The sequence below is a fragment of the Pseudomonas sp. FH4 genome, assembly GCF_000510915.2.
GTDB lineage: Bacteria > Pseudomonadota > Gammaproteobacteria > Pseudomonadales > Pseudomonadaceae > Aquipseudomonas > Aquipseudomonas brenneri.
In genome coordinates, this window is the sequence record NZ_AOHN01000007.1 from 275,461 (window position 1) to 287,447 (window position 11,987).

Consider the following 11,987-nt stretch of genomic DNA (forward strand, 5'->3'; position numbering starts at 1 on the left):
GTATCCAAATGTGGGAGCGGGCTTGCCCGCGATGCTTTTAGAGCTCTACAACCACCGCCTGTGAGGCACGGGTCGCCTTGGCCCGGGCAGCCTCGATCGACTCATCCCGCGCCAACGCCACGCCCATGCGGCGCTGGCCATTCACTTCTGGCTTGCCGAACAGACGCAGCGCGGTATCCGGCTCGCTCAAGGCGGCACCGAGATTGGCGAACGCAGTCTGGGTCGATTGCCCTTCCACCAGAATCACCGCCGACGCCGACGGCCCGAACTGGCGGATCAACGGAATCGGCAGGCCGAGGATCGCCCGCGCGTGCAGGGCAAACTGCGACAAGTCCTGGGAAATCAAGGTCACCAGGCCCGTGTCATGCGGGCGCGGCGAGACTTCGCTGAACCACACCTGGTCGCCCTTGATGAACAACTCCACACCAAACAGGCCACGACCGCCCAACGCCTCGGTCACAGCCTTGGCGACGCGCTCGGATTCGGCCAGGGCCACCGGGCTCATGGCCTGGGGCTGCCAGGACTCTTGATAGTCGCCCTTCTCCTGACGGTGACCGACAGGTGCGCAGAAAGTGGTGCCGCCGACGTGACGCACGGTCAGCAGAGTGATTTCGTAGTCGAAGTCGATAAACCCTTCGATAATCACCCGGCCCTTGCCGGCACGCCCGCCTTCCTGGGCGTAGTCCCAGGCTTTCTGTACATCGTCGGCACTGCGCAACAGGCTCTGGCCCTTGCCCGACGAACTCATCACCGGCTTGACCACGCAAGGGAAGCCCAGGTCTTCGACGGCCTTGCGGTAGTCTTCCACGGTGTCGGCGAAGTGGTACGGCGAGGTCGGCAGATCCAGCTCTTCAGCAGCCAGGCGACGAATGCCTTCACGGTTCATGGTCAGCAGCGCCGCACGGGCGGTAGGGATCACGGTGAAACCTTCGGCTTCCAGCTCCACCAGGGTACCGGTGGCGATGGCTTCGATTTCCGGCACGATGAAGTGCGGCTTTTCAGCCTCGATCACCGCCCGCAGGGCCGCACCGTCGAGCATGTTGATCACATGGCTGCGATGCGCCACTTGCATGGCCGGCGCGTTGGCGTAGCGATCCACGGCAATCACTTCAACGCCCAGGCGCTGCAGTTCGATTACCACTTCCTTGCCCAGTTCACCGCAGCCACACATCAATACGCGGGTCGCGGTTGGCGACAATGGAGTTCCGATTCGGGTCATCTCAGGTCCTCAGGGGAGCGGATCAGGGGGAGAAAGGCCGGCATTTTACATGAACGGCAGCAATTGGCCTCAGTTGGCGAGCCGCTGGCGACGCAAACGCCAGGCCATCGCCAGCCACACCACGGTGACCCCGGCAAATTTCGAGGCCAGTGCAGTGCCGACCACCGCTGGCGTCAGGGCGCCAATCAGGCCGAAAAAGATAAAGGTATCGAGGGGAATGCTCAGTGCCGAGCTGATCCACAGGCGGTCATGCAACGGTCGCTTGGTGATGCTGAAGACCAGCCAGTCAATGCATTCGGACACTGCGAACGCCGTGGCGCTGGCCAGGGCGATGGACGGATCGGAGGTGAGGTAGGACAGCACCAATGCCGCGAGCATGGCGATGATCGCCCCGTGGCCGAAGCGCGTTTGCACCATGTCCCGCAGGATAAACACCAGGCCCCCCCAGGCGGACCAGATGACGTCCAGGTGCGGGGCGGTGGAAAAGGCGAAGTTGATCAGCACGACGCTGCTGATGTAGGCGATCAGGAAGAGCATGGGGCGAGGGACCTGTGGGTAATGCGCACAGGGTACACAATTAAAGGGATGTCGTCTGGAAGGGCCCCTTCGCGAGCAAGCCCGCTCCCACATTTTGAAATGCATTCCAATGTGGGAGCAGGCTTGCTCGCGATAGCGGTCTATCAGCCGCCAGATTTACCAGGAATCATCCATACCACCCCGCTGGCCAGCGCCCGCTCATGACACAACCCCAGTACCACCCGCCGCTCGGCGTTGTCCATGCGGCTCCAACGGGTGATTTCGTCGACATTGCGCTGGCAACCGGTGCAGATATCGTCGTCATCCAACGCACAAATGCTCACGCAGGGCGAGGCGACGGGGCGTTCGACTGCACTCATTCTTCCTGCTCGACCAGATCACGGGCATAGCGCTGGGAGTTATGCACATAGTGCGCAGCGCTGGCCTCAAGCATGTTTTTCTGCTGCTCGGTCAATTCCCGCACCACCTTGCCGGGCGAGCCCATCACCAGCGAGCCGTCAGGGATTTCCTTGCCCTCGCCGATCAACGAATTGGCGCCGATGATGCAGTGCCGGCCGATTTTTGCACCGTTGAGAATCACCGCGTTGATGCCGATCAGGCTGTAGTCGCCAACGGTGCAACCATGCAGCATCGCGTTGTGCCCCACCGTCACCCCAGTGCCCAGGGTCAGCGGGTAACCCATGTCGGTGTGCATCACGCTGCCGTCCTGCACGTTGCTGTTCTTGCCGATCAGGATCAGTTCGTTGTCGCCACGCAACACCGCGTTGAACCAGACGTTGGCCCCCTCCTCCAGCTTGACCTTGCCTACCAGCGTGGCATTGGGCGCCACCCAACTGTGCGGATGGGTCTCGACGCGGGCATCGCCCAGGCGGTATTTCATGGTCTTCCCTCACGGCTTGCCATTCAAACGATGGCTTAAGTATTGATAAAGCTTTTTGGCGGACGGTGCAGGCTGATGTCGGCATCGTCATAGAGCAGGTTGATCAACTCGACGATCATGATCGCCGTCAGTCCCCAGATCTTGTACTCACCGAACCGATAGCTGGGCACATACCAACTGCGGCCCTGGTAATCGATACGGTGGGTATGCTCGCGTGGGTCCTGGCGGAAAAACTCCAGGGGCACGCTGAATACCGCGGCAATCTCGGCATCGTTGGCCAGGTACTCGACGTAATCGGGAATCACCCCCACATACGGGGTCACGCGGATGCCGTGCAGGGAGATCAGCGGGCTCAAGGGGCCGATCACTTCCACCAGGCCCGGTGGCAGGCCGATTTCCTCTTCGGCCTCGCGCAACGCGGTGAACACCAGGTCGGGGTCTTCGGGGTCGCGGCGCCCACCCGGGAACGCCACTTCGCCGCCATGGGTCGACAGGCCGCTGGCACGCAGGGTCAGGATCAGCTCGGGTTCGTCACTGCGGGTAATCGGCACCAGTACGGCGGCCTCAGGGAAACGGCCGTCAGTTTCCAGCGTGCGTGGTGTGTGATTGCTTACCCGGCGAAGTAGCTCGTCCAGCATGAGTCATCTCGATCTGTTGGCTACCTTGCATCATGCACCAAAGCGTACGGGTGCCCAACCCCAAAACCCTGGCGGTGTCGCTAAACGACAACTTGCAGGCCACTGCCCTGCACGCCAAGATAGGCGCAGTCCCCAGGAACCCAAGCATGAACTTCTGCAGCCAGTGCGGTAAACCGGTCACCCAGCGCATTCCCGAAGGCGACGCACGCCTGCGTTATGTGTGTGACCACTGTCAGACCATTCACTATCAGAATCCCAATATCGTCGCCGGCACCCTGCCGGTCTGGGGCGACCAGGTGTTGCTGTGCCGGCGCGCCATCGAACCGCGCCTGGGCTTCTGGACCCTGCCCGCAGGTTTTATGGAGAACGGCGAGACCGTCGAACAGGGCGCCATGCGCGAAACCCTGGAGGAAGCCTGCGCCAGGGTGCGCAACCTGAATATCTACACGCTGATCGATGTCCCGCACATCAGCCAGGTACATATCTTCTACCGGGCCGAACTGATCGACCTGGACTTTGCCGCCGGCCCCGAGAGCCTGGAAGTCAGGTTGTTCGACGAAGCCGACATCCCTTGGTCCGAGCTGGCTTTCCGCACGGTCAGGCGTACCTTAGAATGCTTTTTCGCCGACCGTCGGCAACAGGTGTTCCCCGTGCGCAGCGAATCGGTGCCGCCCCTGACTCAACCGGCGCAATAAGCCTTTATACGGATATCGTTCCAATGCGTTGGTTGCTTGCCCTGCTCTGCCTGTCGTTCGCCAGCCTGTCGTGCGCCACCACCCTGCAAACCCTGGGCGGTAAACCCGTCGAGAAGATCCTGGTGCTCAAGTCTGCCCATCAGTTGCAACTGATCAACGACGGCAAGCCGCTCAAGACCTACCGCATTTCCCTGGGCAAGAACCCCAAGGGCCACAAGCTGATCGAAGGCGACCGCCGCACCCCGGAAGGCTTCTACTGGATCGACTGGCGCAAGACCAGCGACCGCTTCAACCTCTCCATGCATATCTCCTACCCCAACATCAGCGATGCCGCCCGCGCCCGTCGCGAGGGGGTCAAGCCCGGCAGCATGATCATGATCCACGGCACGCCAGACAGTGAGGAATACCCCGAACAGTGGTTCCACACCCTGGACTGGACCGACGGTTGCATCGGCATGCGCAATGTCGACATGCGCGAAGTGTGGAACCTGGTCAAGGACGGCACGATGATCGAGATCCGCCCGTAACCTTCGACCGTTCGTAAAATAATTCAAAAAAAACCTGCCTCCCCCACAGCCCCTGCCGGTGAATACCATTTCACTGCCAGGGGCTGCGTCTTTCTGCGCGCGATAAAGACCTCTCTAATACCACTTGATACCAGGCACCTTTAAGGTGCTTGAAAACAGGCATCTGCGCGCTTTTGGCAGCATTGACATGGTATTTAAGTGGTATTAATTTCCGGCCAATACCGGGCGACAACACTCCAATAACCGCATCGGAAACCTACAGATGAATCCTATCCAGGCCCTGCGCCCCGACGACAAACAATCCACGCCGCTTTATCTGCAACTGGCCCGCAGCCTGGAAGCAGCGATTCATGCCGGGCAATGGAAATCCGAGCAGGCCTTGCCCTCGGAACGCGTGCTCAGCGAGCAACTGAGCATTTCCCGGGTGACTGCCCGCAAAGCCCTCGAAGTGCTGTTCGCCCAAGGGCTGATCCGTCGCAACCAGGGCTCCGGCACCTTTATCACGCCGCGCCTGGAACAACCGCTGTCGCGCCTTTCGGGGTTCAGCGAGATGCTGCGGCTCAAGGGCTTTGTCCCCGGTTCCCAGTGGCTGGAGCGCGAAATCACCCCGCCGACCCACGAAGAGCTGATCCGCCTGTGCCTGTCGCCCACCGACAAAGTGGCGCGCCTCAAGCGCCTGCGCAAAGCCGATGACACCGTCATGGCCATCGAGATGAGCGCCCTGCCGGCCTCGCTCATTCCCAAGCCCCAGGCCATCGGCTGCTCGCTCTATGAACACCTGGAATCTATCGGCAAACCGGTGGTGCGCGCCCTGCAGCATATCCAGGCAATCAACGCCTCGGACGAATTCGCCGCCCTGGTGGGCATCGCCCCCGGCACCGCCATGTTGCTGATGACCCGGGTCGGCTACACCGCCGACAACACGCCGATCGAGATCACCGACACCTACTGCCGCAACGATTACTACGACTTTGTCGCAGAGCTGCGTCGATACGACTTTGCCGCCGAGTTGCGGCCTTAGAGAACTGCCATGTCCGAAGACAATATCCTCACGCCCCACGGCTGGATTCGCGGCCGCCTGGTGCACCACGAAGGCAAAGTCAGCGCCGTCGAAGGCGTGCTTTGCGATCCGGCCGACAACGATCTGCCCTACTTGCTGCCGGGTTTTATCGACCTGCATGTGCACGGCGGTGGCGGCAAGGACATCATGGAAGGCCGCAGCGCCTTCGAGACCATCACCCGCACCCATGTGCGTTTCGGCACCACTTCGCTGCTGGCCACCACCATGACTGCCCCGGTCGAAGAAATCTCCCGGGTGCTCGGCGAGCTCGGCCAGTTCTGCGAACAGCGCCCGGCCGGCAGCGCCCGCGTGCTGGGGGTGCATCTGGAAGGCCCCTACATCAACCCGGGCAAACTCGGCGCACAGCCCAACTTCGCCCACACCGCGTTGATGGCCGAGGTCGAGGAGTATTTGCGCCTGGCACCGATCCGGGTGATCACCATTGCCCCGGAAATCGCCGGCCATGACGGCCTGATCCGCGCCCTCAGCCAGCGCGGGGTGCGCATGCAGATCGGCCACACCCTGGGCAGCTATGAAGAAGGCGTCGCCGCCCTGGCCGCCGGCGCGACCAGTTTCACCCATTTATACAACGCCATGAGCCCGCTGCATCACCGCGAGCCGGGCATCGTCGGCGCGGCCTTGGCCCATGCGACCTACGCAGAACTGATCCCGGACCTGCTGCACGTGCACCCCGGCGCCATGCGCGTAGCCCTGCGCTCGATCCCATGCCTGTACTGCGTCACTGACTCCACCGCCGCCGCCGGTATGCCCGACGGTGAATACAAGCTGGGCAGCCATACCGTGACCAAATGCCTGGGCGGCGTACGCCTGGCCGACGGCACCCTGGCCGGCAGCACCCTGACCATGGATCAGGCGCTGCGCAACCTGGTGAAGATCGGCCTGCCTATCAACGAAGCCTCACAGCGCCTGTCGCAATTTCCTGCGGACTATCTGGGCCTGGAACAACGCGGCCGCCTGCAACCCGGCAGCTTTGCCGACTGTGTGCGCCTGGACCGCTCCCTGCACCTCACCGACGTAATGGTCGAAGGAGAAACCATTGACTTCAAAAATGCTTGAAGAGGCCCTGTCCTCCTGTGAGGCCGTCGCGGCCCAATTGCAATGCCTCGACCCGCTGCTGGCCGAGGTCGCCGGCCGCCTGCGCCGCCAGCCGCCGCAAGTGGCAATGACCGTCGCCCGTGGCAGTTCGGACCACGCTGCCAGTTACTTCGCCTACCTGGCCATGCAGCACGTGGGCATTCCGGTGGCGTCGTTGCCGATGTCCGTGGTGACGCTGTCGCAGGCGCCGCTGAAGGTCAGCGGCCAGGCGGCCTTCGGTTTTTCCCAGTCGGGGCAGAGCCCGGACCTGGTCAACAGCCTGCGCCTGCTGCGCAAACGCGGCGCGTTGAGTGTGTCGCTGGTCAACGCCGAGGACTCGCCCCTGGAGGCCGCGTGTGAGTTCCATGTACCGCTGTGCGCCGGCCCCGAGCGCAGCGTGGCCGCGACCAAGAGCTTTATCGCCACCTTGAGCGCCAGCGCCCAGTTGGTCGGGCACTGGAATCAGGAAGATGGTCTGCTCGAAGCCTGTCACGCCTTGCCCGCCGGCCTGCGCGAAGCGGCGACCCAGGACTGGAGCCTGGCCATCGACGCCCTGCGCGACTGCCAACGCCTGATGGTCATCGGCCGTGGCGCCGGGTTTGCCATCGCCCAGGAAGCCGCGCTCAAGCTCAAGGAAACCTCGGCGATCCAGGCCGAAGCCTTCAGCAGCGCCGAAGTGCGCCACGGGCCGATGGCGTTGATCGATGACAACTACCCGCTGCTGGTGTTCGCCCCACGCTGCGCCGAACAGCCGGGCCTGCTGACCCTGGCTACGGAAATGCGCCAACGCGGGGCCCGGGTACTGCTGGCCGCGCCCGACGATATCGCCGAACGCGACCTGACCTTGAGCCGCGCCGAACACCCGGCCCTGGACCCGATCCTGGCGATCCAAAGCTTCTATGTGATGGCCGCCGGTTTGGCCCAGGCCCGGGGCATGGACCCGGATCAGCCCCGCCACCTGAGCAAAGTCACTCGCACCCATTGAGTTGATTGCCGCGTTTTCCTGATGAGTACCGTGCCCATGTCCAACAATAACAATGACCTCACCCTCAGCGCCCCCCTTAGCGGACCGGTGCTGACCCTGGGCAACGTTCCAGATGAAGTGTTCGCCAGCGGCGCCATGGGCGACGGGATTGCCATCGACCCCCTCAACGACTGCCTGCATGCGCCGTGCACTGGCGTGGTGATCCATGTTGCCCGTACCGGCCACGCCCTGACCATCCGCGCCGACAATGGCGCCGAGGTGCTGCTGCACGTGGGCATCGACACCGTCCAACTGCAAGGCGAAGGCTTTGCCTTGCTGGTCAAGGAAGGTACGCGGGTGAGCAACGGGCAAGCCCTGGTGCGCTTTGACCTGGACCGCATCGCCCGCCAGTGCAAAAGCCTGGTCAGCTTGATCATCCTCACCAATGGCGACCAGTTCGAAGTGCGCCCGGTGGCGTTGAATACGGTGAAGGTCGGCGAGGCATTGCTGCGCATCGTCGCGCGTCAGGCGGGCGTCGTGCAGGCCGTGGTGGCCGACACCTCCCAGGCACATGCCAGCGCCAGCGTGCGCATCACCCATCGCGGCGGCCTGCATGCGCGCCCCGCCGCCCTGATCCGCAAGACCGCCCAAGGTTTCAGCAGCCAGTCGCAGCTGCATTTCGCCGGCAAATCGGCGTCGTGCGACAGCCTGATCGGGTTGATGGGCCTGGGCATCGGTGAGCAGGACGAGGTACAGGTCACCTGCCTGGGCAAGGATTGTGATGCGGCGTTGCAGGCACTGCTCGCAGCGTTATCCGTCGCCCCCCACGAAGCAGTGCATGCCCCGGTGATCGTCGCGGCGCGCCCGATCAACCGCGAAGCCGGCGTATTGCAAGGTGTCTGCGCCGCTCCTGGCCTGGTCTGCGGGCCGCTGTTGCGGCTCAACACCATCGAGTTGCCGCAAGACCCGGGCAACCACGTGCGCGATGAGCAATTGCAGCGTCTGGATAACGCCCTGGAACAGGTACGCGGCGAAATCCGCAACACCCTGGCGCACGCCCGCCAGCGCAAGGCCGTCGAGGAAGAAGAGATCTTCGCCGCCCATCTGGCCCTGCTGGAAGACCCGACGCTACTGGACGCCGCCACTGGCGCCATCGAACAAGGCAGCGCCGCCACCCATGCCTGGCGCGACTCAATCCAGGCCCAATGCGCGGTGTTGCTGGGCTTGGGCAAACCCTTGTTTGCCGAGCGCGCCAACGACCTGCGGGATTTGCAGCAACGAGTACTGCGCGCATTGCTGGGCGAGGCCTGGCATTTCGAGTTGCCAGCAGGCGCCATTGTCGTCGCCCATGAATTGACTCCCTCGGACCTGCTGCAACTGAGCGCGCAAGACGTGGCCGGTATCTGCATGGCCGAAGGCGGCGCCACCTCCCACGTGGCGATCCTGGCCCGGGGCAAAGGTTTGCCGTGCGTAGTGGCATTGGGCGGCGAAGTGCTGGATGTACCGCAAGGCCAACGGGTGGTGCTGGACGCTGCCAATGGCCGCCTCGAACTGCACCCTGACGAGGCACGACACGCCGAAGTCCATCAGATCCGCGATGCGCAAAAACTCAAGCGCCAGCAGCAACAGACCCTGGCCCGGACGCCGGCCCAGACCCTCGACGGCGTGGGTGTCGAAGTCGCCGCCAATGTGGCTTCCAGCAGCGAAGCACAGCTTGCCTTTGCAAACGGCGCCGACGGCGTTGGCCTGCTGCGTACCGAATTCCTGTTCGTTGACCGCCACACCGCACCCGATGAACAGGAACAACGCCTGGCCTATCAGGGCGTGCTGGATGCCATGGGCGACAAGTCCGTGATCATCCGCACCATCGACGTCGGCGGCGACAAGCAACTCGATTATCTGCCACTGCCCGCCGAGGCCAATCCGGTGCTGGGCCTGCGCGGTATCCGCATGGCCCAGGTGCGCCCGGAACTGCTCGACCAGCAACTGCGCGCACTCCTGCAAGTCAGCCCGCTGGCCCGCTGCCGGATCCTGCTGCCGATGGTCAGCGAAGTCGACGAGTTGCTGCACATCCGCCAGCGCCTGGATGAACTGTGCGCCGAACTGGAACTGACCCAACGCCCGGAACTGGGAGTGATGATCGAAGTACCGGCCGCCGCGCTGATGGCCGAACAACTGGCCGAACATGCGGACTTTTTGTCCATCGGCACCAATGACCTGTCGCAATACACCCTGGCCATGGACCGTGACCACGCCGGCCTGGCCGCCCGGGTCGATGCCTTGCACCCGGCGCTGTTGCGCCTGATTGCCCAGACCTGCGCAGGCGCGGCGAAGCATGGCCGGTGGGTCGGTGTGTGTGGCGCCCTGGCCTCTGACCCGCTGGCCACGCCGGTGCTGGTTGGCCTGGGGGTGCGCGAGCTGTCCGTGAGCCCGCCACAAATTGCCGAAATCAAGGATCGCGTACGCCATCTGGACGCCGCGCAATGCCGGCAACGGAGCCAGGAATTGCTCAATCTGAGCAGCGCCAAAGCCGTTCGCCAAGCCTGTCACCACCACTGGCCGCTGAGCTGACAACAACAAGAAAAAGGAGACTCGCCATGTACCAACTATTTATCGAAGGCCTGCAACGCCTGGGCCGTGCGCTGATGCTACCCATCGCGATCCTGCCGATTGCCGGCCTGCTGCTGCGCCTGGGTGACACCGACCTGCTGAACATCGCGGTGATGCACGATGCCGGGCAAGCGATCTTCGCCAACCTGGCGCTGATCTTCGCCATCGGCATCGCCGTGGGTTTTGCCCGCGACAACAACGGCACGGCCGGCCTTGCCGGAGCCATCGGTTACCTGGTGATGGTCTCCACGCTCAAGGTGATGGACAGCACCATCAACATGGGCATGCTGGCCGGGATCGTCAGCGGTCTGATGGCCGGCGCGCTGTACAACCGCTTCAAGGACATCAAGCTGCCGGAGTACCTGGCGTTCTTCGGCGGGCGGCGGTTTGTGCCGATTGTCACCGGGTTTTCGGCGGTGGGCCTGGGGGTGATTTTCGGGCTGATCTGGCCACCGGTGCAGCACGGCATCAATAGCTTCGGCGTGCTGCTGATGGAAAGCGGCAGCCTCGGCGCCTTTGTGTTCGGCGTGTTCAACCGCTTGCTGATCGTCACCGGGCTGCACCATATCCTCAACAACATGGCCTGGTTTGTATTCGGCAGCTTCACCGACCCGGTCACCGGCGCGGTGGTCACGGGCGACCTGACCCGCTACTTTGCCGGCGACCCCAAAGGCGGCCAGTTCATGACCGGCATGTTCCCGGTGATGCTGTTCGGCCTGCCCGCCGCGTGTCTGGCGATGTACCGCAACGCCCTGCCAGAGCGGCGCAAGATCATGGGCGGGATCTTCCTGTCGATGGCCCTGACCTCATTCCTCACCGGGGTCACCGAGCCGATCGAATTCGCCTTCATGTTCCTCGCACCGTTCCTGTACCTGCTACATGCGCTACTCACCGGGTTGTCGATGGCCGTCACCAACCTGCTGAATATCCACCTGGGCTTTACCTTCTCCGGTGGGTTCATCGACATGGTGCTGGGCTGGGGCAAGTCCACCAATGGTTGGCTGGTCTTCCCGGTGGGCCTGGCTTACGCGGTGATCTACTACAGCGTGTTCAACTATTGCATCCGTCGCTTCAACCTGAAAACCCCTGGCCGTGAAGATATCCAGGTGGCGCAGGCCGAAGCCATGACCGACAACCAGCGCGCTACCGCCTACATCCGTGCCCTGGGCGGTGCCGACAACCTGCTCAGCGTCGGCGCCTGCACCACACGCCTGCGCCTGGATATGGTCGATCGCAGCAAGGCGGTGGATGCAGAACTCAAGGCCCTGGGCGCGATGGCAGTGGTGCGTCCCGGCAACGGCGGCAGCTTGCAAGTGGTGGTGGGGCCAATGGCTGACAGCATTGCCGATGAAATTCGTCTGGCCATGCCTGCATCCAGCCAGCTCGCGTCGCCATCCGTCGCTCCTCTCCCTCAAGCCAGCACCGTTACACCGTCACACGCCGAGCAATGGCTAAATGCACTGGGCGGCGCAGACAATGTGTTGCTGTTGGATTGTGTAGCCATGACCCGCATTCGCCTGCAACTGGCCGATGACCAGATGCTGTCAGAGCAGCAACTCAAGGCCCTGGGGTGCCAGGGTATCAGCCAGCTCGACGACGGTATCTGGCACCTGCTGGTGGGCGAATCGGCACAGGGTTTGAGCACTGCACTCAAGGCCCTGGCCAGCCGCAACACGGTGCGCACCGGCGCCTGACGCCGCTACTTATCTACTGCCCTGCCAAAGGCGCGACTCCCCATGCTGCGGGTTCTTATCCCCAGCAT

12 protein-coding genes are annotated in these 11,987 nt (G+C 63.2%); 7 read left to right on the forward strand and 5 right to left on the reverse strand.

The window, feature by feature from the left end:
• Window positions 1-37 precede the first annotated feature (37 nt).
• The 5 genes from purT to H097_RS06145 all read right to left on the reverse strand — a co-directional run bounded on the left by purT (window position 38) and on the right by H097_RS06145 (window position 3,274).
• Window positions 38-1,219 carry a formate-dependent phosphoribosylglycinamide formyltransferase gene (purT, locus tag H097_RS06125; RefSeq protein ID WP_032858251.1) on the reverse strand — a complete coding sequence of 394 codons (1,182 nt, stop codon included), beginning with the start codon at window positions 1,217-1,219 and terminating at the stop codon, window positions 38-40.
• A gap of 69 nt (window positions 1,220-1,288) precedes the next feature.
• Window positions 1,289-1,756 carry a VUT family protein gene (locus tag H097_RS06130; RefSeq protein WP_032858252.1) on the reverse strand — a complete coding sequence of 156 codons (468 nt, stop codon included), beginning with the start codon at window positions 1,754-1,756 and terminating at the stop codon, window positions 1,289-1,291.
• A 143-nt stretch (window positions 1,757-1,899) separates the two neighbouring features.
• Entirely contained in the window at window positions 1,900-2,115 is a 216-nt protein-coding gene (locus H097_RS06135; RefSeq protein WP_032858253.1) for a DUF1289 domain-containing protein, read from the reverse strand.
• On the reverse strand, window positions 2,112-2,636 hold the full coding sequence (locus tag H097_RS06140) for a gamma carbonic anhydrase family protein (protein ID WP_032858254.1): 525 nt from the start codon (window positions 2,634-2,636) through the stop codon (window positions 2,112-2,114). The genes H097_RS06135 and H097_RS06140 overlap by 4 nt, the downstream gene beginning before the upstream one ends.
• A 35-nt stretch (window positions 2,637-2,671) precedes the next feature.
• Complete coding sequence (locus tag H097_RS06145; protein ID WP_029296164.1) at window positions 2,672-3,274, reverse strand: CoA pyrophosphatase; 603 nt, start codon at window positions 3,272-3,274, stop codon at window positions 2,672-2,674.
• Between the two features lie 146 nt (window positions 3,275-3,420).
• On the opposite strand from H097_RS06145, the gene H097_RS06150 reads away from it, so the two are divergent.
• From H097_RS06150 to nagE, 7 genes are all read left to right on the forward strand, one after another.
• Window positions 3,421-3,969, forward strand: a complete 549-nt coding sequence (locus tag H097_RS06150) for an NUDIX hydrolase (protein WP_032858255.1) — start codon at window positions 3,421-3,423, stop codon at window positions 3,967-3,969.
• Between the two features lie 23 nt (window positions 3,970-3,992).
• Window positions 3,993-4,496: a L,D-transpeptidase family protein gene (locus tag H097_RS06155; protein ID WP_029296160.1), complete on the forward strand. Its 504-nt coding sequence runs from the start codon at window positions 3,993-3,995 to the stop codon at window positions 4,494-4,496.
• A gap of 262 nt (window positions 4,497-4,758) precedes the next feature.
• Window positions 4,759-5,517 (forward strand): GntR family transcriptional regulator, encoded by a 759-nt coding sequence (locus H097_RS06160; protein ID WP_032858256.1) that lies wholly within the window; start codon window positions 4,759-4,761, stop codon window positions 5,515-5,517.
• Window positions 5,518-5,526: 9 nt separating this feature from the next.
• Window positions 5,527-6,633 (forward strand): N-acetylglucosamine-6-phosphate deacetylase, encoded by a 1,107-nt coding sequence (nagA, locus tag H097_RS06165; protein ID WP_032858258.1) that lies wholly within the window; start codon window positions 5,527-5,529, stop codon window positions 6,631-6,633.
• A complete protein-coding gene (locus H097_RS06170; protein WP_156356776.1) occupies window positions 6,614-7,636 on the forward strand; it encodes an SIS domain-containing protein in 1,023 nt (340 codons plus the stop codon). Before nagA ends, H097_RS06170 begins: the two co-directional genes overlap by 20 nt.
• Window positions 7,637-7,672: 36 nt before the next feature.
• The gene (gene ptsP / locus H097_RS06175; RefSeq protein WP_032858262.1) at window positions 7,673-10,186 is read left to right on the forward strand and encodes a phosphoenolpyruvate--protein phosphotransferase; all 2,514 of its coding nucleotides are present in this window, start codon (window positions 7,673-7,675) and stop codon (window positions 10,184-10,186) included.
• 26 nt (window positions 10,187-10,212) lie between these two features.
• The gene (gene nagE / locus H097_RS06180) at window positions 10,213-11,919 is read left to right on the forward strand and encodes an N-acetylglucosamine-specific PTS transporter subunit IIBC (protein WP_032858263.1); all 1,707 of its coding nucleotides are present in this window, start codon (window positions 10,213-10,215) and stop codon (window positions 11,917-11,919) included.
• The last annotated feature ends 68 nt before the right edge of the window (window positions 11,920-11,987 follow it).

Bases quoted from the DNA above. Each gene is read 5' to 3' on its own strand.
- purT (WP_032858251.1), bottom strand. From the start codon at position 1,219: ATGACCCGAATCGGAACTCCATTGTCGCCAACCGCGACCCGCGTATTG.
- H097_RS06130 (WP_032858252.1), bottom strand. From the start codon at position 1,756: ATGCTCTTCCTGATCGCCTACATCAGCAGCGTCGTGCTGATCAACTTC.
- H097_RS06135 (WP_032858253.1), bottom strand. From the start codon at position 2,115: ATGAGTGCAGTCGAACGCCCCGTCGCCTCGCCCTGCGTGAGCATTTGT.
- H097_RS06140 (WP_032858254.1), bottom strand. From the start codon at position 2,636: ATGAAATACCGCCTGGGCGATGCCCGCGTCGAGACCCATCCGCACAGT.
- H097_RS06145 (WP_029296164.1), bottom strand. From the start codon at position 3,274: ATGCTGGACGAGCTACTTCGCCGGGTAAGCAATCACACACCACGCACG.
- H097_RS06150 (WP_032858255.1), top strand. From the start codon at position 3,421: ATGAACTTCTGCAGCCAGTGCGGTAAACCGGTCACCCAGCGCATTCCC.
- H097_RS06155 (WP_029296160.1), top strand. From the start codon at position 3,993: ATGCGTTGGTTGCTTGCCCTGCTCTGCCTGTCGTTCGCCAGCCTGTCG.
- H097_RS06160 (WP_032858256.1), top strand. From the start codon at position 4,759: ATGAATCCTATCCAGGCCCTGCGCCCCGACGACAAACAATCCACGCCG.
- nagA (WP_032858258.1), top strand. From the start codon at position 5,527: ATGTCCGAAGACAATATCCTCACGCCCCACGGCTGGATTCGCGGCCGC.
- ptsP (WP_032858262.1), top strand. From the start codon at position 7,673: ATGTCCAACAATAACAATGACCTCACCCTCAGCGCCCCCCTTAGCGGA.
- nagE (WP_032858263.1), top strand. From the start codon at position 10,213: ATGTACCAACTATTTATCGAAGGCCTGCAACGCCTGGGCCGTGCGCTG.